Origin of the sequence: Aliiruegeria lutimaris (assembly GCF_900099935.1) — a bacterium.
GTDB classification, from domain to species: Bacteria; Pseudomonadota; Alphaproteobacteria; order Rhodobacterales; family Rhodobacteraceae; genus Tropicimonas; species Tropicimonas lutimaris.
Map to the genome: position 1 here is coordinate 1 of NZ_FNEK01000064.1, position 22077 is coordinate 22077.

The window sequence follows — 22077 nt, forward strand, 5'->3', positions numbered from 1 at the left end:
GGCGGCACCGACACAAACATGTGGACGTGGTCGCTCGACAGAACCCCGCGCAAGATTTCGACCTCATTCTCCCGGCACACCTGGCGGCAAATGTCGCGGACCCGCAGCCGCAAGGTGCCGGTCAGCACCTTAAAGCGGTACTTCGTCGACCAGACGATGTGGTAGCGGTGATAGAAGACGCAATGCTTGCCCGTGTCGTATTGCATGCTCTTATCCTCCCGAAAATGAGCCTTTGCCCTGACCGGGCGGCTCATTTTCGGGAGGATAAGAGCATAAGCTGATTCTTCGCGCTGAAGCCGATCCGACTGGAAGTCGGAGGGTTCGCACCCAGACGTGGAGACTGAACGAGGCACGCGATAATTTCAAGGATCGCCTGGATCTCGACGCGATCGACCGGGATTACGTCTATTTGACGGGCGAAGTTACGAAACAGCGCCGTTTCGTTCTTCCCTATAACCAGCGTGCAAGTCTCGCCGACGCCATCTATTCCGACGCCGGCATCCCGACCATCACCGGCAATATCCGGAAGATCTACGTTCTGCGATCCTCGCAAGACCCCCGTGAATTCGGAGCGGTGACGGCTTGGCAACTCGATGCCAAGAACGCGGCTTCCTTCACTCTCGCCACACGTTTCGAACTTCGCCCCGACGACGTTATCTTCGTGTCCGAGCAGGTGATCACGCAGTGGAACCGGATCATCTCCCAGATCACGCCGGGCCTGCTGAACTCGACCATCAACGCTCTCGCGCGCTTCTAAGCCACAACAGTTTCGCTGGGCATCTTCTCGAGCTGCCCAGCGAAGCCACCACCCTCAAAGCCCGGACAGGCGGGCAACCATTCGAGAATCAGCCATCCATTGACCCGGCCGGCCAGCTTGCCTAGCCAGTGTTCAGGAGGTGGCCCATGACCCAAGCCCTGATCGTCATTGATGTTCAAAACGATTTCTGCCCCGGAGGCGCGCTTGCCGTTCCCGGCGGCGACGAGATCCTACCCGCAATCAATGCCATGCTGCCGAAATACCCGGTGCGCGTCTTCACACAGGATTGGCATCCTGCCGATCACAGTTCCTTTGCCTCGCAACATGGCGGCAAAAATCCGTTCGAGCTGACGGAGATGCCATATGGGCAGCAGGTGCTCTGGCCCGACCATTGCGTCCAGGGAACGGAAGGCGCGGCGTTCCACGCGGCCCTGCAAACCGATCCGGCCGACATGATCCTGCGCAAGGGGTTCCGGCGCGAAATCGACAGCTATTCCGCCTTTTTCGAAAACGACCGGACCACTCCTACCGGTCTGGACGGCTATCTTCGTAGCCGCGATGTCGACTCCCTCGTCCTCGCCGGCCTCGCGACAGATTTCTGCGTGAGCTATTCCGCCATCGACGCCGCGCGGCTCGGGTTTGCCGTTCAGGTCGAACTTGCCGCCTGTCGCGCAATTGACCTCGACGGCTCACTGGAAACGGCTTTGGGGGGCATGAAAGCCGCTGGCGTCACCCTTCTCGAAACGTGACTCATTGAGCGTTAACCTTTCCAGAAGCCTTTTTTGCTTTCTATTCCGACGGGCCAACTAAAAAGGTTCCCCACCAGGCAATCGGAGCGGGCATGGACCCCAGAATGAAGGAAGCGGACGAGGCCCTGGAGCAGTTCCGGGCCAGCCGAACAGCAGAGGGCCGGTTCCTGTCATATTGCCGGGGCCGCTCGAGATCTTTTCGAACACGGCAGGCAATCGTATTCGTCCTTTTTCCGGTGATGTACCACCTCGGCGGTCTACAGATGGCCATTCTGGCGGCAACCGTCTCGGTGTCTGGTGAGGCGTTCGATTGCTATGTTCTTAGCCGCTATGCGAAGCGCAGCGCGCTCGGGGACAGACTCCCCCCCGCGATAGGCCTCACCACGCTGACTGGCGGCCTGCAGGCCGGCGCGAATGCCTTTGCGATCACGCTGATGTTTTCATTGGGCCACGGCGACACGCGCGTTCTGGCCGGCGCCGCCTGTTTCGCGGGAATCTTGGACGCAGCGCTGGTTTTTTCGGCCCATCGCGGTGCCTCAATCATCCGGATTATCGCGTATTTCATCAGTGCCTCGGTGATTACATATCAGGAATGGCTCCGTAACGGCATTTCGGACCCTTCCCTGATCTACGAAGCATTGAGTATCTGCTTCCTTATCTATGTCTGCTGGCTGATCGTCCGCCACGTCTTCAAGACCCAGGAACGAAGCAACAAATCCCGCATGCGCACGCTCGAAAACGCGCGGGAACTGGCACATACGAATGCAGCCCTCGAGCAATCCCGACAGACGACACGGCGGCTGGCGCTCGTAGCCGAACATGCCAGCGACTGTGTCATCGTGACCGACCAGAACGGCATCATCACCTGGGTAAATCGGGCGTTCTCCCGGATCACCGGCTATTCCTACGCCGAGGCGGTCGGTCGGAACGTCACCTTCCTGAACGGCGCGCAAACGGACGCGGCCTCGGCAGAGAGGCTGAACAAGGCGCGCGACGAGATGAGACCGATCCGGATCGAAATAATCAACCATCACAAGGACGGGAATCCGATCTGGGTGGATGTCAACATGAGCCCCCTGTTCGACGAGCAAGGCGACTTGCTGAGTTTCGTCAGCATCGAAAGAGATATCGGTGAAGCAAAGGAGCGCGAGCAGGCACTGGCAGAGGCTCGCCGCGTTGCAGAAGACTCCGTTCGGGCCCGGCGCAATTTCCTGGCCACCATGAGCCACGAAATCCGCACACCCATGAATGGTGTTATCGGCACAACGGAACTGCTCCTCGAGACGGATCTCGACAGACAACAGGAAACACTGGTGCGCACGATCAGTTCCTCGGGTGACTCCCTGTTGGCGATCATCAACGAGATTCTGGATTTCTCACGCCTCGAAGAGGGGCGCTTGGAGGTCATTGTAGATCCTTTCGACCCCGATAGGTGCTTTGAATCCGCCATCGATCTCGTTCAGCCGCTGGCCGATGCAAAAGGCCTGCGGCTGAGGATGGTGCTGCCGTCGAGCTTGCCACAGCGGTTGATCGGCGACGAACGCCGGCTGTCCCAGGTTCTGCTCAACTTGCTTGGAAACGCGATCAAGTTCACCGAGATCGGAAACGTGGAGTTGGAGGTTTCCGTACGGCTGGTGGACGGAACCTGTGACCTGCTTGTGCTGGTGCGCGACACTGGGGTGGGCATCGAAGCGTCGCAACTCGAGCGGGTTTTCGAGAGCTTCGTGCAAGCGGACTCGAAAATCGCCGGACGCTTCGGCGGAACCGGACTTGGGCTGGCGATCTCCCGCTTGCTTGTCAGGGCCATGGGCGGAGAGATTTCCGTTAGCTCGGCGCCGGGATCGGGAACCGTGTTTTTCGTGTCGCTCACCCTGCCTATTGCAGAACAGGATACCGAGAGCAGATCCGTATCTGAGAGAATCTCCGAACTTCCGCCCGTGACCGAGGATCTTTCCGGCGTGCGCATCCTCGTCGCGGAAGATAATCGCACGAACACCATGCTGCTGGAGCGAATGCTGGCCGGAACCGGCGCAAGCCTGCTTCTTACGGAAAATGGCCGGGAGGCGCTCGAATTGTTCCGGCAGCATGCGCCAGATATCGTTCTGATGGACCTGCACATGCCGATTTTGGACGGTCTGGCTGCAACGGGCCTGATGCGCCAGGCCGAAAAGGACAGTGGTGCAACTCCGGTTCCGATCATTGCGCTGACAGCCAATGCGTTTCCGGAAGACAGGGACCTCTGCATCGCGTCGGGGATGGACGGAATTATCACGAAACCTTTCCGCAAACGGGATCTTCTGAACGCGATCACATCTGCCCTCGCCGTCGAGCAGGATCCGCTCCAAAGCCACCGTGACAGCCTGACCGCCTGACTGCGGCCTCTTTTATTCCGGCATCGCTCCCGATAGCGTGCGCCTTACCGCAAAAGAAGGGGTCGGCTCATGGTCGATATCGCGACACGCGTCTGGAACCACAAGTGGAAGATCGACCCGATCGTGCGCTCCATGATCGATACCGATTTTTACAAGCTTCTGATGTGCCAGTCGGTGTTCAGGAACAAGCCGGACGCACAGGTTCGGTTTTCGCTCATCAACCGATCGAGAAATATCCGCCTCGCGGAACTGATCGACGAGGCCGAGTTGCGCGAGCATCTCGACCATGCGCGCTCTCTCTCGCTGACACGGGGCGAGAGCACGTGGCTGCGCGGCAATACCTTCTATGGCAAGCGTCAGATGTTCCGGCCGGATTTCATGGAATGGTTCGAGCAGATGCGGCTGCCCGAATACCAGCTCGAGAAACGGGACGGCCAATATGAGCTGACATTCGAGGGCTCCTGGCCCGAGGTCATGCTTTGGGAAATCCCCGCGCTCACGATCCTGATGGAACTGCGCGGCCGGGCGGTTCTGAACAGGATGGAGAAATTCGAGCTGCAGGTGCTCTACGCGCAGGCGATGACAAAGCTCTGGGAAAAAGTGAAGCGTCTGCGCAAGGTTCCCGGCCTGCGGATCGCGGATTTCGGAACACGCCGCCGCCATTCCTTCCTCTGGCAGGACTGGTGCGTTCAGGCCCTGATCGAGGGGTTGGGCGACGCCTTTATCGGGACGTCGAATTGCCTGATCGCCATGCGGCAGGAAGTCGAGGCGATCGGCACGAACGCCCATGAACTTCCAATGGTCTATGCTGCTCTCGCGGGAAATGACGAAGAGCTGGCAGATGCCCCCTATCGCGTTCTAGAAGACTGGCAGGAGGAGCATGACGGAAACCTGCGGATCATCCTGCCCGACACCTATGGGACCGAGGGGTTTCTGAAACACGCTCCGGACTGGCTGGCCGGATGGACCGGCATCCGCATCGATAGCGGGGATCCCGTGAAGGGTGCCGAAACCGCGATCGACTGGTGGAAATCCCGCGGAGAAGATCCCAAGCGCAAGCTGGTGATCTTTTCCGACGGTCTCGACGTCGACAAGATCCTCGAACTGTACGAGCGTTTCAACGGCCGCACACGGGTGAGCTTCGGCTGGGGTACACTGCTGACGAATGACTTCCAGGGACTCGTTGCCGAGGACGCGCTCCGCCCCTTTTCCCTCGTGTGCAAGGCGGTCGCCGCGAACGGCCACCCAACGGTGAAACTCTCGGACAATCCGAATAAATCGATGGGGCCTGCCGATGAAGTGGCGCGATACAAGCGTGTCTTCGGCGTTGGCGAGCAAGAACCCATGGAAGTGATCGTTTGAGCAGAGGCGACTGAGCATCCGGCATTTTGCCTCTGCACAACGGTCGCTGGCATGTCAGTCGTCGTCCGCCACACGACCGCGAAGCGACTTGACCTCTCCGCGCTTTGCCTTGCCTTCAAGTCGACGTCTTTTGGAGGCGAGTGTCGGACGGGTGGCGATGCGCCGCTTGGGCGCCTTCGTGGCCTTCCGGATCAGTTCCACGAGCCTTTCGCGCGCCAATTCCCGGTTCCGAGCCTGGCTGCGCGTATCCTCGACACGGATTAGAACGGCGCCATCTGCTGTCCATCTCTGCCCCGCCAGCCGCTTCAACCGGTTCTTCACGGCTCCGGGCAGGTTCGGGCTGCGCGCCGCTTCAAAGCGCAGGTCGACGGCGGTGGAGACCTTGTTCACATTCTGTCCGCCGGGTCCGGAGGCGCGGCGGAACTGCTCGGTCAATTCCCATTCTTCGATCGTGATCTCGTCATTCACCCGTAACATGCCGTCTTCCCTGCCGTTTCGCATTGCACGGCGGTTGCCTTGAGGACTGACTAGCCACTTTTCCGGGTCACGCCAACCGGCGAACAAATGGAAAGGGCCGCTCCTATTTGGAACGGCCCTCCGAGCTATCATGGAGGTCAGGTTTCATGAACCCATAAGTCCGTCAGGGGGCAAAGGCCATTGGCCTGCCTAATTGCGAGCCGCCCCGATATCAACAAAACCCCTCTCCAGCATGACTCTCGACACTGGATCACCTCCTTCCGCTTGCTTCGGTTGTGATCAGAGTGACACAGATCCATTACTAGTCAATGAATTTCGGATGGGGTGGCGAGGAGCCGCCGAACGATCATGCGGAAGGGAATCAACGCGACCAGCGCAAGGGACAGCTTCACCATCCAGTCGGCGAAAGCCAGCGAGACCCACAGCGGCGCGACCGGCCCCATGCCGAGAACAGGAAGGCTATCCTGCGCCCAGACCGGCATATTTCCCGGCTCCATACCGTTGAGCGCCGCCGAAAACGCGATCGAAAAGAAGATCACTGTATCGAGCGACGAGCCCACCAGCGTCGACGCCAGGGGAGCGCGCCACCAGCGGCCCTCTCTCAGGCGATTGAACACCGATATATCAACGAGTTGCGCAACCAGGAAGGCTGTCCCGGAGCCGACGGCCACCCGCAGGGTCACGAGCGGACCGAATTCGCCGTGAATCTGGCTGCCAACCAGAGAGCAGGCAATCCCGACCAAGAAACCGATCAGAACAACGCGCCGCGCAGGACCAACGCCGTAGATTCGGTTCATCAGGTCGGTCACCAGGAAGGCAAAGGGATAGGTCAGAGCTCCCCAGGTCAGCCATTGGCCGAGCAGATGCTGCACAAGGATGTTCGAAGCCACAACAACACCGGCCATTGCCAGGATGCCGGGAAGGAATTTGCGCGTCATAGTCCCCAGTCCTCTTTCATTCGGTCAGCTTTGGCGCTGTCGGAAATACGAAACCATGGCCGATTGAGCGCTACCATGGCGTGCAAGCCGCCCAATTATCCACAACCGGGACAAATCGCAATCTTTTTCACAGAGCTAAAGCCAAGGGCAGGTTTTGTCTTCCCGCCGCTCACTACGCGCAAAACTTCCTGTCCGCATTAGTCAGATCTTAAACAGGATCCCCGAGATTTGCCTCGAGTCCCAAAAGGGGCCGCCGTATGGAGGGTGTCGCGTGCAGAATGTACTCGGAGTTTGGTCAGGCCTGGACACACGTCGCAAATTTATCGTTATTTTTTCGAAATTTGCGATGTTTGCAGCCGTTCTGGCGCTCTCACAGATGGTATCAGCCAAACGGCTCGACCTGCTCTACTCCGGCCTGGAGCAACACGCGGCGGGCGATGTGGTCGCTGCGCTGGAACAGCAAGGAGTCGTTTTCGAGGTTCGGGGCAACTCGATCTATGTCGATGCCACCCGTCGCGATGAACTTCGGATGATTCTTGCCGGCCAGGGGCTGCCGAGCAATGGCTCCGCCGGCTACGAACTGTTGGACAACCTGTCCGGATTTGGAACGACGTCACAGATGTTCGACGCCGCTTATTGGCGGGCCAAGGAAGGGGAACTCGCCCGGACCATCGTGACAAGCCCTCAGATCAAGGGGGCGCGCGTCCATATTTCGACGCCTCCCTCCAGCGGGTTTCGGAGAAACCAGGGCGCGACGGCGTCCGTTGTGGTGACCCCTGCGAGCGCCGCGCTGACGGAAGCAAATGCACGCGCCCTGCGGTTCCTGGTGGCCTCCGCTGTTCCCGGCCTGAAACCGGAACAGGTTTCTGTCATTGATGGCGAGAGTGGTCTTGTCGTGGGCGGAGAGGTCTCGGCCGCGGTGAATGTGGACAAGCGCGCTGCAGCGCTCAAGCGGAATGTGGAACGCCTGCTCGAGGCGCGGGTCGGCCCAGGCAATGCCGTCGTCGAACTGAGTCTGGAAGCCGTTACCGAGCGCGAGTCCGTTATTGAGCGCCGTTTCGATCCGGAAGGCCGCGTGGCGATCAGCACCGAAACGGAAGAACGCAACTCGACATCCCAGGGAGCCACGGGCGGCGCGGTTACCGTCGCCAGCAACCTGCCTGATGGCAGTGCCGGTTCCGGCGGGAGCGATCAATCAAGCCAGGACAACGAAACGCGGGAACGTGTCAATTTCGAACTGTCGGAAACCCAGCGCGAAATCGTACGGGTATCAGGCCCTACCTAGCCTCATCATATGCGCGGACGATCTTGATAGCCTTGCCAGACACATCCTCTGACGTGTCGCCGGGCTGATAGATTGCCGTGCCAATTCCGAAACCGGTCGCCCCGGCTCGGATCCATTCGCCAAAGTTTTCCGACGAGGCGCCGCCAACGGTGTAAACCTTGGCGGATCTCGGAAGCACGGCGCGCAGTGCCTTCAACCCGGAGATTCCGAGGACCGATGCCGGAAAGACTTTCAGGCCGTCAGCGCCGTGCCGCAATGCCCGAAAGCACTCGCTTGGAGTCATCACGCCAGGAAAAGACACCATGCCGGTGCGTTTGGTCGCCTCGATCACATCTGTGTTGCAATCGGGCGAAACGACCATCTGGCCTCCGACCGAAGCGACCCGCGCCGCGTCCTCTGTCGTCAGCACCGTTCCGGCGCCGATCAGTGCCCGGAGGCCCATAGCCGCCGAAAGCTTCCCTATGCTGTCGAACGGATCCGGCGAATTCAAGGGTACCTCGATACGGGTGATGCCCGCGTCGAGGATCGCTGTAGCGATATCGACAACTTCGTCTGGGCGAACGCCACGAAGGATGGCGATGATTTCGCGGTCTTTCATAATGGTGTGCCTTCTGGTGTTTCCTGCCGAGATGTTGGGGCCGTCTGCGACCCAGCAGAGGGATCGCAGACGACCGGTGCGCTCAGTTGTGTTTGAACTGGGCCACGTTTTCCGGGGTAATCTTCATGACCCCGGCGACGACCTGCTCCGGCAGCGGATTCACGGCTGCGGCTTGCCAGTCCGGCAATACCTTCATGCCATCGGTGTTCAGCCATTGGAGGAGATGAACGGCGAGGAAGGCTTCGGCGAAGGACTTCTGGGCGATTGCACCTACAACGGTGCCGTCCTCGATATAGGGCAGCATATCGTCATTGCGGTCCATGCCGACGATCTTGATTTCGCCCTTGCGGCCGGCCTCGGTCACCGCGATCGCGGCGCCCTTGCCCGCTGTCGCCATCGGTGCCGCCGATCCCGACTATATCAGGGTTTGCGAGAATGGCCTGGGCATAGGCCGTCGGCGCATAGGAGGCCCCGCCCAGGCTCGCCGTTCCGATCCGAAGATCCTCGGCCATGGCCGTTGTCCCGCTCAGCGCAACAACCGCGACGCCCGCCAGATGACTTGTCGCTTTGAACATCGTCTTCTCCCCGTGTTCACACAGGAAGGACGCGACAATCAATCAATCGTCAGTTTTCTGTCGAATTTTCATGAGTCCGGGAAACCCATAACCCGTCCGCTCACACGAGGAACGCCAGAATAAACAGGAAAACGGCGTAGCACAGAAGCGCATAGCGGCCGTTCCAGCGCCAAGTCAGCGTCGTCGGGGGGATTCGGCAAATCGCGGAAACGAGCAGCGTTGCGGTGGCATTGGGAGAGGCAGACAGGCCGAGCGCCCAACCAACCGAAAGCGAATAGACGATCAGGGTTGGGTCCGCTGGCAACTCTGGGAGTTGGTAAACCAGTTCCCCGAAGAAAACGACCAGCAGGATCGGGCTGAGCGCAATCTGGCCACCGAGCGTCACGAGGATCGGGAGCGAAGCAAGGAATACCCAAGGCGAGACCGAATGAAGCTCGAGCCAATGGGCGATCTCAGCCGTTGGTAAAACCTGTGCCGCCGTCCGGCCGATATACCCCGACAGGCCCAGCACGACAGCCGTGCGAAGCAACGAGGGTGCCGCCTCTTCCAGAACCTTTCCGAAGCTTGCAAGCCTCTGGAGCGGGGTTTCAGTGCTAAACGGCGCGCCCAACGAAACGTCCGGGCCATTGGCGGGCCCGCAAGCTGGCTGCGTTTCAGTCTTGGAATTACACCGCCCGATTCCGACGCGCTTCTCCATGTCGCGCAAATCGATATAGCGGAGAAAGAAGTGCTTTTGCGTCTCGACACGGTCACCTTCCCGCCCGGAGCGACCGCCTGGCGGCATGTCCATCCGGGCCCGGGTGTCCGCTTCCTCCTGAAGGGCGAGCTTTCCTCGGAAGCCGATGATCACCGCACGACGATGCGCGCGCGCGATTGCTGGTTCGAGGCGGCGAGCACCGCGTTCGAAAAATCCGGCTTCGTGCGCTTCATGGTGCTGCCGGTCACGCTACTGGGGCATCACAGCATCCGGATCCTGGACGCGGAATACGCCGCCAGGCCACGCCTCCAGGTGACCCACCGGCATATCGACCAGGTGGTCCGCCTGCCTCAAGGGGAGTGATCCGAGAAAGAAGAGTCGTGCCAGCCCGGGTCGGGCTCGGCCGGTTCCGAGGTAAGCGCCGCGGCATGGATCGCCTTGATCGCGCAGTACTCGTCCTTGTCCGAGGTGTCGCCGCTAATGCCGACGGCGCCGATATTGATCCCCACGGCGTCGCGGATCAGCACGCCTCCCGGCAGTGGGATCAACTGACCATCGGAAGCCGTGGCCAGCGCGAACTGAAAGGTCGGCCGGTTCGACAGCCGGTCGCCGATCAGCCGGCTCGAGATCCCCATGCCGAGCGCGCGCCATGCCTTGCCGAAGGCCACGTCGAACCGGATGATCCCGGAACCGTCCTCGCATTTCATCGCCACCACGAGGAAGATTGGTGAAACTCCCGGCAGGGACTTGAACCGGTCGCCCCAAGTTTAGCCGGTAACGGCGGACGCATGCTCGGGCTTGATCATCGCCCAGACGATGATGATGCCGGCATAGATCAACGCGGATACGATGCCGGGCAGGAAGCCGGCGAGCAGCAGCGCGCCAACGGATTCTTCGACGATGGCGGCCGAGGGTGGGATCAGCGTGGCTAGCGTGCCGCCGGCGGCAACGACTCCATCGGCCATTTTCCGATCATAGCTGTATTTCAGCACCTCCGGGATGGTGACGCGCGAGAAGACGGCAGCTGTGGCGGTGGAGGCGCCCGAGACGGCGGCGGCGCAGGTTGCCCCGGCAAGCGCCCCTTTCGAGCTCGTGCTGTCCGACATGTGCATCCCTTGGGCCAGTGGGTCGCCACGCCTGGGTGGCGACCCTGATTGGTCTTACTTCGGGGCCTCTTCGGCATATTGCCAGACGGCGTCGAACTTGTCCTGGTTCTCGGCGATCCAGGTATCCCAGACCGGCTTGCCGGCGATCTCGCGGAATTCGGCGAGTTGTTCCTCGGTATAGGTCACCTTGGTGAGGGTTTCCCCGACTTCTGCAGGCATCTCATCCCTGGATACCCTCATGCATTCACCGCTCATTTTGTCGTTTTTTTAGTTCTTTTAAATTTTTATCGTTAAAACTATCCTTGGCATACAGACTTGACAGAGGCGTCGGTGAGGTCGCCGAGAAACCGTTGAACCAAAACTGTCGACTAAAGCAATCGGGAAGGGTCAGGGCTGCGGGGCCAAACGCCAATTGTCGCTCACGGAAAAAACGATATTATGACTCTCATGAAAAACGGCACTTCAGAGCGCTCCCCGGAATCCATGACGAACGAGGTTTCGGCGACCCACAAGGCTTACCTTGCCTTGCGGCGAATGATCGTGGTTGGCGAACTGCAACCCGGTGAAAAGCTAAAGATTGACCGTCTGCGCAACGTGCTGGACACCGGCGCCTCGCCCGTTCGGGAGGCGCTGAGCTTGTTGACTTCCGACCTTCTGGTGGAACGTCTGGACCAACGCGGTTTTCGCGCCGCCGATACAAGCCACGAGAATTTTGTCGAGATTCTGACGCTGCGCTGCGAATTGGAGGAGATGGCCCTACGCCAGAGCATCTCCAACGCAGACGAAGAATGGGAAGACGCACTGGTGCTGGCCCATCACAAGATGGTCCGTCAGCAACCCACCGATCTTGAAGCCTTCGAGGCGCGCCACAAGGATTTTCACATGGCCCTTCTGGCCAATTGCCGCTCGCCGATCCTGATGAAGTTCTGCAGCCAGCTTTACGACCTGAACATCCGCTACCGATACCTCGCCGGCAAGGCGCTCAACTATCAGAAACGCGACGTTGCCTCCGAACATGCGGCAATCCTCGAAGCAGCACTCGACCGCGATGCCAATCTCGCCTCGGAACGGTTGCTGAACCACTACCGCCAGACGGGTGCTTTCCTGAACGGGTTGTTCAGCCAGACGGACCAAGACTGACGATCAGTGGCGGCTTGGGCGGGCCGTCCCAAAGTTCAGCGCGTCCCGATCTGATCCATCGAGATCGTTCGCCGGAAGACGCGCTCCGCATTGCGATAGGCAATCTTTTCAGCCACTTCGCGCGGCAGCTTCGCCAGCCACTTGCGGTTGGACTCGATAATGGCATCGTAATTGTCCCACTGGCTGTTGACCCAAGTATACGACCCCACCATCAGCCGGTCCTGAAAGTCGAGGATGATCCGCTCCCAGTCAGGGTCGAGACCACGGCCATCGGCATCGATATCCCATTCTCGCAACGACGTGTCGGCGAGCAGATCCGGAAATTCCTTCATCAGGGCATGGACGCCCTCGGCTGGAGTCGAAAGCCCCGCATGGGCCCAGATGATCTTCACGTCCCGATCGAGCGACTTGAGCCAGCGGATCGGTTCTGGGCCGGAATGGACATGGAGATGGACGTCCCGTTCCTTCGCCATCTCGATTACCGCACGAAACAATGGTTCGTCCGATGTGTCTAACTGGTGAATGTGGAACTCGCCGATCCCCTGATGAGGGTATCGCTCCAGCCGGCCGCGCAGATAGGTTTTCATTCCCTCCGCCTTGGCCCAGTTCGAGGAATTGGCGTCGTCGTGGTAGGGGCGAAGTTCCGGCACGACGCGGTTCGGTGCGTATTCCCATAGCATGATCGTGCCCGCGTCCGGCGTCGAGGAGACAAGACCCATCGCCACGCCGTTGCGGTCCATCAACTCAATGATGCTCTCGACCGGGTATGCCTCCCAGGCGGGTTCCTTGTAGTGGATATGGGCATCGAAGATCGGGAGATCCTGTACCGCCGCGCCGATCGGCGCCTCGCCACTCCCGGCTGGTCCGCAGGACAGAAACAGCAGGATCGGAAGCGCCAGCGCGGCTCTGGGAATAGTAACGATCGCCATTGCTTTTTCCTCCCGATGCGGCTGTGGTTTCAAGCCTGCCAGTCAGCCTAGAGAGGCGCAAGAACGAGGTCGAAATCGACGCTGGAATAGGCTCCATCCACCTTGCCGGAAAGCGCGAAACCCTCGGGAAAACTTCCGGCCGGTTGCAGCACGTAGGTCATGACGAGGTCATCGCGCACACCGAAAACCGTGTCCTGATCAAGATATGGATCGTCGTCGGGGAAAACCTCGGTAACAAGCTGCCGGTGGCCTTCGGCCGAAACGATGTAATGCAGGTGCGAGGGGCGCCACGGGTGCCGCCCCGCCGCGCGCAGGATCTCCCCCACCGGACCGTCATCGGGTACCGTGTAGCTTACCGGGCGAACGGTGGTGAAAGCGTAGCGGCCATTCTCGTCGCAGGTCATAAGCCCGTGGAAGGAATGGATGTCCTGATCCGGATCCTGGCTGGAATACATGCCGTTGGGCGCGGTCTGCCAGATGTCGATCGTGGCACCCGGCAATGGATTGCCGGCGGTGTCGCGGACGGTGCCCGTCACCAACAGCACCTCGCCTTCGAAATCCCGCTTCATATCGCCGCCCATAGGCAGCGCCGGCGGGTTTGAAACGTGGAAAGGGCCGAGCACCGAAGAGGAGGTGGCATCGGCGCGCGAATGCAGCATGTCCACAAGCGAGGAAAGGCCGAGGACATCAGACAGGAGCACGAACTCGTTACGCTCCGGGGTGGTGATCCTTCCGGCCCATTCGAGAAACTCCAACCCCTTGCGCCACTCGTCATGGGTGAGTTTGGTCTCGCGGGCGAAGTCGTGAATATGTCGCGCCAGAGCAATCAGCACGTCACGGGTGCGTGGGTCGGTCTCCTCTCCGAAATAGGCGGCAAAGACATCTGTGATGTTGTCGGTGGTAACGTTGCGCATGAGAGAGACCTCAGTTCAGGATTGCGAGGCTGAGCGATGGGAAGCGGATCAGAACGATCAGAACGATCAGCATGACCACCGCGAAGGGGAAGGCGCCGATAAAGACATCCTTCAACGAAATGCGGTGGTCGTTCAGCGTCGCCTTGATGACGAAGCACGAGATGCCCAGCGGTGGGGTCAGGAGGCCGATCTCGGCCCCCACTACGGTGACGATTCCGAACCAGACCAGGCTGAGACCCATTGGTTCGATCAGCGGCAGGAAGAGCGGCACGACGATCAGGATGATCGAGGCGGTGTCGAGGAGCGTGCCGAGAAAGATCATCAGCACCACGTAAAAGAACATGATCCAGAAGAAGCTGAACTGTGCCGTCTCAAGGAAATCTCCGAGCGCATTGGGCACGCCCGCCATCCCGAGCATGCGGCTGTAGATCGACGCGGCGGTGATCAGGAACAGGATCGCGGCGGTGATATGGCCGGTTTCCAGCAGCGCTTGCCAGAAGCCTTTCAGGTCGATCTTCCGGCGAAGGACGGCCATGGTCAGCCCGAGCAGCGATCCCGTGGCACCGGCCTCCACCGGCGTCAGCCAGCCAGTATAGATGCCGCCCAGAACGACGACGATCAGCGCGGTGATCGGCAAGGTCTTCTCTGCGATCTCGCCCCAGCTCATCCACTCGGTCTCGTCGAAGCTGCGCCCGCCGATATAGGAGGGAGCGAATTTGCCCATGGTCCAGATCCAGCCGACATAGGCCGCCGCCAGCATCAGCCCCGGCACGATCCCGGCCTGGAACATGTCACCAACCGATTGCTCGGCAACGAAGGAATAGATGATGAGCATCGCCGAGGGCGGGATGATCATGCCCAGCACCGAGGAGCCGGCGACCACGCCCACGGCAAAGCGCGGGTTGTAGTCGTAATTGAGCATCTGCGGCACCGAGACCTTGGAAAAGACCGAGGCCGAGGCAATGGAGGAGCCGGTCACGGCGGCAAAGACGGCGTTCGCGCCGACAGTCGCCATCCCGATCCCGCCTTTCACCTTGCGGAAACCGGAATTCATGACCTCGTAGATATCCGCCCCCAGCCCCGCCTTGGAAACGATCAACCCCATGAAGGTGAAGAGCGGCACAGTGGCGAAGGTGTATTCCATCACCGAGTCGCCCACGGCGATCTTCAGCAGGTTCATGGCGAGGTCGAAATTATCCCGCATCAACCAGATCGAGACGAAGGAGACGACACCAAGCGCTATGGGAATGTAGACGCCCAGATAGACGAGGATCACGATGGCGGCGACGGAGGTCAGGCCGATCTCGATAGGGCTCATTCGGCCGGCTCCTCATGTTCGAGGGTTCGGATCATCTCGGGACTTTCCCGCCCCGTGATGACCTTGAGCCCAAAGATGACAACGCAGAGCGTGGCGGACAGGAAGATGACAAGCTTGATCGGCCACCACGGGGCCGTGAACACGCCGGGGATGCCGAAGAAATCCTTGCTCTCCCAGTTCTCGGCAAACTCCGGCCAGATGGCGACAGCGATGAGTGTCATGAAGACGCCGGAGACGAAATTGATGACGCGGCGCATGCTGCGCGCGAGCCCCGGGCGGCGCTCCCCGATCACCGCGAGAAACCCGTCCGAGCGTGTCAGACGGTTCACCCGCACAACGTCCGGAAGTTGCAGGAACACGATGAGAACCATCGAGAACTGCACGACCTCGACGGCGCCGAGGAAGGGCTTGTTGAAGATGCCCCGTGCCACGACATCGTAGTTTACGACCAGCACAAGAAGCAGCACGACGATCGTGCCAACGGCATTCGCCGATATGGCGATGCCGTTGGCCAGCTTCGACAGGCCGGTGACGGCGGTCTTGAATGCCCCGTTATTCATCTGAATGGTTCCGGCCTGCCTGGTGTCAGTTCGTGGCGAGGTCTGCGGACCAGTCGCGCACCGGCTCGAAACCGGCGGCCTTGAGCTTGTCCATATAGGCCTTCAGCATCTCGCTGCCCGGCTCGCCGGCATCATCCAGCGACTTCGCCCATTCCGCAGCGATGTTCGGCATCGCGGCGGCCCAGGCCTTGCGGTCCTCCTCCGACATCTCGACTACCGTCCCGCCGGACGCCTTGTAGGCCTCCAGGCTCTCGCTCGCGCGGTCCATCGCGATGCCGGCAACATGGTCACGGTAGAGCACCGCCACCTCCTGAAGCACGCCTTTCACCTCGTCGGGCAGGGCGTTCCAGTAGTCTTTGTTAACGGTGATGGTCTTGGTGTTGACCGCGCCGAGGTCGGCCTTGAGCATGTAGGGCGCGACTTCCGCCATCTTGAAGGTCTGGGCGGCTTCCGGCCAGAGCAGCGCCCCGTCCGTCATGCCGGTCTGAACCATGTTGTAGAAGTCGGTCAGACCGCCCCGGACGCCGGCGGCGTCTTGGATGCCTTCAAGGTAGCGCAGGTTCATGCCAGCGCCGGCCACCTTCATCCCTTCAAGATCTTTCAGCCCGGTCAACTCCTTGCTGGAGAAGGGTTGGTAGGTGTCGAGCACCACGCCTGTGGCAAGGTAGACCTGGTTTTCGTCCCCGAACTCCTCCTGCATGGTCGGGAATTCCTTGGCGATCTCGTCCACCGCTTTCGCAACCGCGCGCGAATCCGACGAGACGAAGGGCGTGACGGCGGCAATCGCCTGGCTCGGCAGCTTTGAGTTGTGGAAGATCGTGGTGACGATTCCGATATCGCCCAAGCCCAGCTTGACGCCCTCGAGCACGCCCTTGGGCTTCACGATGGCGCCGCCATAGCTCTCCTGCCAGTCCATCTCGTAGTTGCCGGCCACGGCCAGCCGCTTGTCGACTTCCGGAATGAAGAAATCGGAAAACTCCTTCACCCAGAGCGCCTTGGCCGGGTAGCCGTCGATAACCACGGCGGTGATCTTCTCCGCGGCCAGCGCCGGGGTGGTCAGGGCCGTTGCAGCCAGCAGGCCGATCGCGGCACGTCGTGTCCAGGTAGCAATCATCATGTCCTCCCTTGATGATATTGGTTCGGCGTCAGGTCTTGCGCCAGCTAATGTCCAGGTTGGTCCCGGCTCTTTCGTATAGTTTGAAATATCGCGCTGTATTTCATGGTCTAGGTCGGCGAGAATCCAAAATTGGTGCCGCCGCGCTCCAACGGCTCGTCGATTTTCGACGCGAGATCGCGAACGCCGACCTCGACAAGTGAATGGCTCGACGCCTGCCCCTGCATATTCACGGTGATCACGGTCTTCTGCCGAATTGCCATCCCCTTGTCCCTTCAGACGAACTTGCAGGCTTTGTCGAACGGGAAGCGGGGCAGTTTCTGGAACAGCGCCGACTCGTCCGCATAGCCTAGGTTGACAAGGAAATTCGAACGCAGCGTGGAGCCCCCGAAAAACTCCTCGTCCACGATTTCGTTGGAGAAGCCGGACATCGCGCCTGTGTCGAGGCCAACGGCCCGCGCGGCAATCATGAAATAGGCCGCCTGCAGCGTACCGTTCCGGAATGCCGTTGTCTCGGAATGCTTGGGCTTGCCCTCGAAATGCGGGCGCCGGTCCTCATGTGGGAACAGGAAAGGCAGTTCTTTCCAGAAATCGAGATCATGGGCGATGATCACGGTGACCGGAGCCGACATCATCTTGTCGATATTCTTGGCCTTCAGTGACTTTGCCAACCGAGCCTTCGCCTCTGCACTCTCCACGAAGAGGAAACGTGCCGGGCAGCAGTTCATGCTCGTGGGGCCGTTGGCAGTAATCTCGTAGATCTCCTCCAGCAACTCCCGCGGCACCGGCCGATCCGTCCAGGCGTAGTGAGAGCGGGCGTCGCGCAGGATCAGGTCGATGGCGGCGTCATCCAACTTCGGGCAAGCGATACGAACTTTGCGCACCGCCTCCTGTGCCTCGGCGCGTGCCCGCGCCAGTGCTTCTCCGGTCAGGGCTGTCACTCAGCTGCCTCAAAAGTCGCAATGTCCTCTTCAGCGACGATGGGGTTGGAGCAGATTCCGATGCCTTCAATCTCCACATCCACGGTCTCGCCCGGGCGGAGCCAGCGCGGCGGCGTCTTGGCGTGGCCGACACCCGGCGGCGTGCCCATCGCGATCATGTCGCCAGGTTCCAACGTGGTGAATTCAGAGATCGTGGCGATGGTCTTGGCAACCGACCACAGCATGTCGGAGGTCGTGGACGATTGCAGGATCTCGTCGCCAACGCGGCTTTCGATCTTGAGCCCGACCGCACCCTCGGGAAGCTCGTCCGGTGTCACCACGTCCGGGCCGATTGCGCCGGTGGCGTCGAAATTCTTGCCCGGCGTCCACTGGTGGGTCTTGCGCTGGTAGTCGCGAACCGAGCCGTCATTGAAAAGCGTGTAGCCGAACACGTGGTCCAACGCATCGGCCTCTGCGATGTGTTTGCCGCCCTTGCCGATGATCACCATCAACTCGACCTCGTAATCGAGCCGTTCCGAGCAAGATGGTCGGATCATCGGTGCGCCGGCGGGCATCAGCGAGTTCTGCACGCGCAAGAAGAGCGCCGGGTACTCCGGAATGTCGTAGCCGCCCTCCTTGATGTGGTCGACATAGTTCAGGCCGAGGCAGATGACCTTGCCGGGGTTTGCGACCGGCAAGGCGGGCGTCACGGCGTCCAGGGACATCTTTGTCGCTTCAGCGATCCTGCCCGACAACTGATCCAAATCGGCTTCGCCCTGTATAAGCCCCATAAGATCCTCACCCACGGCAGGATCGAGGGCCGTAAGGTTCACGGCTTCGTCTCCATCCACGACATGCACACCGAATCCGGCACTGCTCTTTCCGACCCTGAAACGCATGGTTGCTCCTCTTGACAGCTTGACCTAATTTTTGGTGATTATTTTTGCCATTGTCAAATAAAATCGATAATTTAGAATTGCGCCCAGAAAACACGGAGGAAGTCATGCCTGCCTGGAACGATTACAAGCGGGAAGCCCGCGAGCGCGGCGCGCTGGCGCTGGAACTCTACGTGGCGCGGAGCGTGCCCGCGAAGCCGCCTGAAAAACTGCGAGAAATGCTCCCCTCACACCTCGCCTACCAGGCAGAGTTGGAAGCCGCTGGGAAACTGGCCTTTGCCGGCCCCGTCTCCGATGAAAGCGGAGAGGAACTCCATGGCGAGGGGATGATCATCTACCGTGCCGAATCTCTCGAAGCGGCACGTGCGCTGGCAGAGGCGGACCCGATGCACAGTAACGGAACTCGCCGCTACGAGTTGCGTCGCTGGCTGATAAACGAAGGCAGTTTCACCCTGAATGTTGGCCTCTCCGGCAAGTCGGTGTCTTTCCGGTGATTGCAAAACGGACAAGGGCGGACTGATGCGCGCCCCGGCTCCCCTTGCCAGTCTCCTGTCCGGGATCTTCCAGGCCAGTCCCGCCGTCCGCCCGGCCGATGACGACCGCTCTCTCGTCGAGCTTTGTCGCGAGTTGATCTCGGCCCGTGGCGAATCCTCGACCCTGCGCCTCGCGGTCTCGGCTCTGGCAGCCTACGCGGATCGGCCCGAGGCCGGAAAGCTTGCCTTCTTCCGCTACCTTCTCGACGAACTGGACGTGGCGCCGGCCGAAATCATGGCTGCGGCCAGCGCCTATGCCGATGCGCCCAGCCCGGGCACGCTTGAGCAGTTGCTGATCGTATCCGAACCCAAGCGGCAGGAACTCTTCCGCAAGCTAAACCAGGCGGACGGGGCGACGACGCACTTGGTGAACATGCGCAAAGACCTGTTGTGCATGATGACAGAGCACCCAGATCTTGGCCGGATCGATCTCGACTTCATGCACCTCTTCACATCCTGGTTCAATCGCGGCTTTCTGATGTTGGACCGGGTCAACTGGAGCACGCCCGCGACGATCCTTGAAAAGATCATTGCCTATGAAGCGGTGCACGAGATCGACGACTGGGAGGACCTGCGCCGCCGCACGCAGCCGAACGACCGGCGCTGTTATGCCTATTTCCATCCGCGAATGCCCGAGGAACCGCTAATCTTCGTGGAAGTGGCGTTGACGAAGGGTGTTCCCGTCTCGGTGCAGGACGTGCTCGCGGTTGATCGCAGTCCAATCCCGGCCACGCAGGCAGACACCGCCGTGTTCTATTCCATCTCGAACTGCCAGGTCGGGTTGAAGGGAATCTCCTTCGGCAACTCGCTAATCAAGCACGTTGTCTCGGACATCTCGCTCGAACTTCCAAACCTGAAGACCTTTGTCACGCTCTCACCGATCCCCGGTCTCCGCCGCTGGTTCGAGGAGCAGGCCGGCGAGACTGCCGCCCCGCCTGAGGGAGAGGCGTTAAGGCAACTCGCGGCAACCTATCTTGCCGCTGCAAAACGTCACGAGAACCTGCCACGTGATCCGGTCGCTCGGTTCCACCTGTCAAACGGCGCATCCATCGAGAACGTGCTTGCCGACGCCGACCTCTCCGCGAACGGGATACGGCAGTCCTTCGGTGCAATGGCCAACTATCGGTACGACGCGCCGCATGTCGAGGCACACAGCGAACGTTTCGCAACCGATCACACCGTCAGCCTGTCACGAAATGTCCATTCCCTGGTCCGTGCCGGACAGGCTCACATTGCTTCCGAGAAGTGGAACGAAAATGCCCAATCACCTGTTTGACGCCATGTTCGCGCCACGAAACGACAGCGCGAAGGTTTTCCTGCATCACCCCGACGGCAGCACGCTCTCCCACGCGGAATTTGCACAGATTGCCGCCCGGCAGGCATCGGTTATGCGCAACATGGGCGTGGCGAAAGGTGATCGGGTCGCCCTTCAGGTCGCCAAGACGCCAGAGGCACTTGCCGTCTACGCGGCCTCGATCCGGATCGGTGCAGTTCTGTTGCCGCTCAACACGGCCTACACACCCGAAGAAGTTGCCTATTTCGTCTCGGACGCGGAGCCGAAAATGTTGATCTGCGATCCACGCTCCCAGGAGTCGCTTGCCGAAATCGCGGCCTCTGTCGGCGCCTCGCTGATGACATTGGACGCCGATGGCAATGGCATCCTTTCGTCCGAAGCCGCCAGAACCGCCCCACTTGACGACGTCGCCGAATGCTCAGCTGAGGATCTGGCCGCGATCCTTTATACGTCGGGCACCACCGGGCGTTCCAAGGGAGCGATGCTGAGCCATGACAACCTGCTCAGCAACGCCCAAGCCCTGACCGACCTTTGGCGTTTCACCGATGCTGACACCTTGATCCATGCGCTGCCAATCTTCCATACGCATGGCCTCTTCGTGGCAATCAACGTGAGCCTTCTATCCGGCACCGCCATCCGTTTCTTCCCGAAATTCGATCTGGACGCGATCATCGAGGCGCTGTCGGGCTCGACGACCCTGATGGGCGTGCCAACCTTCTTCACCAGGCTTTTGGCCGATCCGCGCCTGACACGCGAACGCGTCTCTGCAATGCGCCTCTTCGTCAGCGGCAGTGCGCCGCTTCTGGCGGCAACGCACGAGGAATTCGAAGCCCGGACCGGGCACCGAATTCTCGAACGCTACGGCATGACCGAAACCAACATGAACGCCTCCAACCCCTACGAGGGCGAACGCATCGCCGGAACCGTGGGCATGCCGCTTCCTGGCGTCGAGATCCGCATCACGGAGCCCGGCAGCGAGAACGAATTGCCCCGGGGCGAAACCGGCATGATCGAAGTGCGCGGCCCCAATGTCTTCAAAGGGTACTGGCGGATGCCCGAGAAGACAGCGGAGGAGTTGCGCGCCGACGGTTTCTTCCTCACCGGCGACCTCGGGCTCATCGATGAAAAGGATTACCTGCACATCGTCGGTCGGCAGAAGGACCTGATAATCGCCGGGGGTTACAACATTTACCCCAAGGAAATCGAAGTATTGCTGGACAGTATGGAAGGGGTGCAGGAAAGCGCCGTGATCGGCGTGCCGCATCCGGATCTTGGCGAAACAGTCGTGGCAGTCGTTGTTCCAATCGCGGGAGCACAGATCGACCCCGACAGCCTGCTGGCCGGGATCTCCGAGCGGCTCGCCCGCTTCAAGCATCCCCGCAGGCTGGTAGTGGTGGACAGCCTTCCCCGAAACACGATGGGCAAGGTGCAAAAGAACGCCTTGAGGGAAGCCTACGCAGGCTGCCTTTCCTGACGATCCCGGACAGAGTTTCCCCTTTAAGGAACTACGGGATTGATCCATTGACAGGATCTGGCACGTTTT

Annotated in this window: 25 protein-coding genes and 1 pseudogene; 10 read left to right on the forward strand and 16 right to left on the reverse strand. The window is 60.4% G+C overall.

Annotated elements, in window-relative coordinates:
• The coding region (gene tnpA, locus BLR85_RS21500; RefSeq protein ID WP_139188496.1) for an IS200/IS605 family transposase at positions 1-206 on the reverse strand (206 nt) is incomplete at its 3' end.
• A 203-nt stretch (positions 207-409) separates the two neighbouring features.
• Here tnpA and BLR85_RS21505 point away from each other — a divergent pair.
• The 4 genes from BLR85_RS21505 to pncB all read left to right on the forward strand — a co-directional run bounded on the left by BLR85_RS21505 (position 410) and on the right by pncB (position 5240).
• A complete protein-coding gene (locus BLR85_RS21505) occupies positions 410-757 on the forward strand; it encodes a polysaccharide biosynthesis/export family protein (RefSeq protein WP_093162187.1) in 348 nt (115 codons plus the stop codon).
• 146 nt (positions 758-903) lie between these two features.
• Positions 904-1506: a bifunctional nicotinamidase/pyrazinamidase gene (pncA, locus tag BLR85_RS21510; RefSeq protein WP_093162188.1), complete on the forward strand. Its 603-nt coding sequence runs from the start codon at positions 904-906 to the stop codon at positions 1504-1506.
• A 92-nt stretch (positions 1507-1598) separates the two neighbouring features.
• A complete protein-coding gene (locus BLR85_RS21515) occupies positions 1599-3878 on the forward strand; it encodes a hybrid sensor histidine kinase/response regulator (protein WP_093162189.1) in 2280 nt (759 codons plus the stop codon).
• A gap of 69 nt (positions 3879-3947) precedes the next feature.
• On the forward strand, positions 3948-5240 hold the full coding sequence (gene pncB / locus BLR85_RS21520) for a nicotinate phosphoribosyltransferase (protein ID WP_093162191.1): 1293 nt from the start codon (positions 3948-3950) through the stop codon (positions 5238-5240).
• A gap of 54 nt (positions 5241-5294) precedes the next feature.
• On the opposite strand, the gene arfB is transcribed toward pncB, so the two are convergent.
• Both arfB and BLR85_RS21530 read right to left on the reverse strand, forming a co-directional pair.
• Positions 5295-5717, reverse strand: a complete 423-nt coding sequence (gene arfB, locus BLR85_RS21525; RefSeq protein ID WP_093162261.1) for an alternative ribosome rescue aminoacyl-tRNA hydrolase ArfB — start codon at positions 5715-5717, stop codon at positions 5295-5297.
• A gap of 305 nt (positions 5718-6022) precedes the next feature.
• Complete coding sequence (locus BLR85_RS21530; RefSeq protein ID WP_093162194.1) at positions 6023-6655, reverse strand: queuosine precursor transporter; 633 nt, start codon at positions 6653-6655, stop codon at positions 6023-6025.
• Positions 6656-6926: 271 nt separating this feature from the next.
• Here BLR85_RS21530 and fliF point away from each other — a divergent pair, with 271 nt between their 5' ends.
• Positions 6927-7940: a flagellar basal-body MS-ring/collar protein FliF gene (gene fliF / locus BLR85_RS21535; RefSeq protein WP_093162197.1), complete on the forward strand. Its 1014-nt coding sequence runs from the start codon at positions 6927-6929 to the stop codon at positions 7938-7940.
• Here fliF and BLR85_RS21540 read toward each other — a convergent pair.
• From BLR85_RS21540 to BLR85_RS29270, 3 genes are all read right to left on the reverse strand, one after another.
• Positions 7933-8538, reverse strand: a complete 606-nt coding sequence (locus BLR85_RS21540) for a 2-dehydro-3-deoxy-6-phosphogalactonate aldolase (RefSeq protein ID WP_093162200.1) — start codon at positions 8536-8538, stop codon at positions 7933-7935. The two genes, fliF and BLR85_RS21540, sit on opposite strands and share 8 nt — an antisense overlap.
• 82 nt (positions 8539-8620) lie before the next feature.
• On the reverse strand, positions 8621-8935 hold the full coding sequence (locus tag BLR85_RS29615; RefSeq protein ID WP_212635125.1) for a substrate-binding domain-containing protein: 315 nt from the start codon (positions 8933-8935) through the stop codon (positions 8621-8623).
• 278 nt (positions 8936-9213) lie between these two features.
• Complete coding sequence (locus BLR85_RS29270) at positions 9214-9723, reverse strand: hypothetical protein (protein WP_170844687.1); 510 nt, start codon at positions 9721-9723, stop codon at positions 9214-9216.
• Positions 9724-9840: 117 nt separating this feature from the next.
• On the opposite strand from BLR85_RS29270, the gene BLR85_RS29275 reads away from it, so the two are divergent.
• The gene (locus BLR85_RS29275; RefSeq protein ID WP_170844688.1) at positions 9841-10173 is read left to right on the forward strand and encodes a cupin domain-containing protein; all 333 of its coding nucleotides are present in this window, start codon (positions 9841-9843) and stop codon (positions 10171-10173) included.
• Here BLR85_RS29275 and BLR85_RS30540 read toward each other — a convergent pair.
• Both BLR85_RS30540 and BLR85_RS29280 read right to left on the reverse strand, forming a co-directional pair.
• Positions 10161-10892 (reverse strand): annotated as a pseudogene (locus BLR85_RS30540) (GlcG/HbpS family heme-binding protein); the annotation flags it as partial. The gene BLR85_RS29275 and the pseudogene BLR85_RS30540 overlap by 13 nt on opposite strands.
• Positions 10893-10970: 78 nt before the next feature.
• Positions 10971-11135 (reverse strand): hypothetical protein, encoded by a 165-nt coding sequence (locus BLR85_RS29280; protein WP_170844689.1) that lies wholly within the window; start codon positions 11133-11135, stop codon positions 10971-10973.
• Between the two features lie 219 nt (positions 11136-11354).
• Here BLR85_RS29280 and BLR85_RS21565 point away from each other — a divergent pair, with 219 nt between their 5' ends.
• Positions 11355-12056 (forward strand): GntR family transcriptional regulator, encoded by a 702-nt coding sequence (locus BLR85_RS21565; protein ID WP_244520822.1) that lies wholly within the window; start codon positions 11355-11357, stop codon positions 12054-12056.
• A gap of 35 nt (positions 12057-12091) precedes the next feature.
• Here BLR85_RS21565 and BLR85_RS21570 read toward each other — a convergent pair whose 3' ends face one another.
• The 8 genes from BLR85_RS21570 to BLR85_RS21600 all read right to left on the reverse strand — a co-directional run bounded on the left by BLR85_RS21570 (position 12092) and on the right by BLR85_RS21600 (position 18710).
• Positions 12092-12985, reverse strand: coding sequence for an amidohydrolase family protein (locus BLR85_RS21570; RefSeq protein WP_093162211.1), 894 nt, complete (start codon positions 12983-12985; stop codon positions 12092-12094).
• A gap of 47 nt (positions 12986-13032) precedes the next feature.
• A complete protein-coding gene (locus BLR85_RS21575; protein WP_093162214.1) occupies positions 13033-13899 on the reverse strand; it encodes a dioxygenase family protein in 867 nt (288 codons plus the stop codon).
• A gap of 10 nt (positions 13900-13909) precedes the next feature.
• Positions 13910-15217, reverse strand: a complete 1308-nt coding sequence (locus BLR85_RS21580; protein ID WP_093162217.1) for a TRAP transporter large permease — start codon at positions 15215-15217, stop codon at positions 13910-13912.
• Positions 15214-15777, reverse strand: a complete 564-nt coding sequence (locus tag BLR85_RS21585; RefSeq protein WP_093162220.1) for a TRAP transporter small permease subunit — start codon at positions 15775-15777, stop codon at positions 15214-15216. The genes BLR85_RS21580 and BLR85_RS21585 overlap by 4 nt, the downstream gene beginning before the upstream one ends.
• A gap of 25 nt (positions 15778-15802) precedes the next feature.
• Positions 15803-16891, reverse strand: a complete 1089-nt coding sequence (locus BLR85_RS21590) for a C4-dicarboxylate TRAP transporter substrate-binding protein (protein ID WP_244520823.1) — start codon at positions 16889-16891, stop codon at positions 15803-15805.
• Between the two features lie 110 nt (positions 16892-17001).
• Positions 17002-17154, reverse strand: coding sequence for a hypothetical protein (locus tag BLR85_RS29285; protein WP_170844690.1), 153 nt, complete (start codon positions 17152-17154; stop codon positions 17002-17004).
• Between the two features lie 12 nt (positions 17155-17166).
• Positions 17167-17832, reverse strand: coding sequence for a malonic semialdehyde reductase (locus BLR85_RS21595; protein WP_093162226.1), 666 nt, complete (start codon positions 17830-17832; stop codon positions 17167-17169).
• The gene (locus BLR85_RS21600) at positions 17829-18710 is read right to left on the reverse strand and encodes a fumarylacetoacetate hydrolase family protein (RefSeq protein WP_093162229.1); all 882 of its coding nucleotides are present in this window, start codon (positions 18708-18710) and stop codon (positions 17829-17831) included. Before BLR85_RS21600 ends, BLR85_RS21595 begins: the two co-directional genes overlap by 4 nt.
• Positions 18711-18814: 104 nt before the next feature.
• On the opposite strand from BLR85_RS21600, the gene BLR85_RS21605 reads away from it, so the two are divergent.
• The 3 genes from BLR85_RS21605 to BLR85_RS21615 are packed head-to-tail and all read left to right on the forward strand — an operon-like array spanning position 18815 to position 22008.
• Positions 18815-19201 carry a YciI family protein gene (locus BLR85_RS21605; RefSeq protein ID WP_093162232.1) on the forward strand — a complete coding sequence of 129 codons (387 nt, stop codon included), beginning with the start codon at positions 18815-18817 and terminating at the stop codon, positions 19199-19201.
• Positions 19202-19226: 25 nt separating this feature from the next.
• On the forward strand, positions 19227-20516 hold the full coding sequence (locus tag BLR85_RS21610; protein WP_093162235.1) for a malonyl-CoA decarboxylase domain-containing protein: 1290 nt from the start codon (positions 19227-19229) through the stop codon (positions 20514-20516).
• The gene (locus BLR85_RS21615) at positions 20497-22008 is read left to right on the forward strand and encodes a malonate--CoA ligase (protein WP_093162238.1); all 1512 of its coding nucleotides are present in this window, start codon (positions 20497-20499) and stop codon (positions 22006-22008) included. Before BLR85_RS21610 ends, BLR85_RS21615 begins: the two co-directional genes overlap by 20 nt.
• Positions 22009-22077 lie beyond the last annotated feature (69 nt).

Excerpts from the sequence above, each read along its gene's own strand:
- pncA (WP_093162188.1), top strand. The coding sequence starts at position 904 with ATGACCCAAGCCCTGATCGTCATTGATGTTCAAAACGATTTCTGCCCC.
- BLR85_RS21515 (WP_093162189.1), top strand. The coding sequence starts at position 1,599 with ATGGACCCCAGAATGAAGGAAGCGGACGAGGCCCTGGAGCAGTTCCGG.
- pncB (WP_093162191.1), top strand. The coding sequence starts at position 3,948 with ATGGTCGATATCGCGACACGCGTCTGGAACCACAAGTGGAAGATCGAC.
- arfB (WP_093162261.1), bottom strand. The coding sequence starts at position 5,717 with ATGTTACGGGTGAATGACGAGATCACGATCGAAGAATGGGAATTGACC.
- BLR85_RS21530 (WP_093162194.1), bottom strand. The coding sequence starts at position 6,655 with ATGACGCGCAAATTCCTTCCCGGCATCCTGGCAATGGCCGGTGTTGTT.
- BLR85_RS21540 (WP_093162200.1), bottom strand. The coding sequence starts at position 8,538 with ATGAAAGACCGCGAAATCATCGCCATCCTTCGTGGCGTTCGCCCAGAC.
- BLR85_RS29615 (WP_212635125.1), bottom strand. The coding sequence starts at position 8,935 with ATGGCGACAGCGGGCAAGGGCGCCGCGATCGCGGTGACCGAGGCCGGC.
- BLR85_RS29280 (WP_170844689.1), bottom strand. The coding sequence starts at position 11,135 with ATGCCTGCAGAAGTCGGGGAAACCCTCACCAAGGTGACCTATACCGAG.
- BLR85_RS21565 (WP_244520822.1), top strand. The coding sequence starts at position 11,355 with ATGACTCTCATGAAAAACGGCACTTCAGAGCGCTCCCCGGAATCCATG.
- BLR85_RS21570 (WP_093162211.1), bottom strand. The coding sequence starts at position 12,985 with ATGGCGATCGTTACTATTCCCAGAGCCGCGCTGGCGCTTCCGATCCTG.
- BLR85_RS21575 (WP_093162214.1), bottom strand. The coding sequence starts at position 13,899 with ATGCGCAACGTTACCACCGACAACATCACAGATGTCTTTGCCGCCTAT.
- BLR85_RS21580 (WP_093162217.1), bottom strand. The coding sequence starts at position 15,217 with ATGAGCCCTATCGAGATCGGCCTGACCTCCGTCGCCGCCATCGTGATC.
- BLR85_RS21585 (WP_093162220.1), bottom strand. The coding sequence starts at position 15,777 with ATGAATAACGGGGCATTCAAGACCGCCGTCACCGGCCTGTCGAAGCTG.
- BLR85_RS21590 (WP_244520823.1), bottom strand. The coding sequence starts at position 16,891 with ATGATTGCTACCTGGACACGACGTGCCGCGATCGGCCTGCTGGCTGCA.
- BLR85_RS29285 (WP_170844690.1), bottom strand. The coding sequence starts at position 17,154 with ATGGCAATTCGGCAGAAGACCGTGATCACCGTGAATATGCAGGGGCAG.
- BLR85_RS21600 (WP_093162229.1), bottom strand. The coding sequence starts at position 18,710 with ATGCGTTTCAGGGTCGGAAAGAGCAGTGCCGGATTCGGTGTGCATGTC.
- BLR85_RS21605 (WP_093162232.1), top strand. The coding sequence starts at position 18,815 with ATGCCTGCCTGGAACGATTACAAGCGGGAAGCCCGCGAGCGCGGCGCG.
- BLR85_RS21610 (WP_093162235.1), top strand. The coding sequence starts at position 19,227 with ATGCGCGCCCCGGCTCCCCTTGCCAGTCTCCTGTCCGGGATCTTCCAG.
- BLR85_RS21615 (WP_093162238.1), top strand. The coding sequence starts at position 20,497 with ATGCCCAATCACCTGTTTGACGCCATGTTCGCGCCACGAAACGACAGC.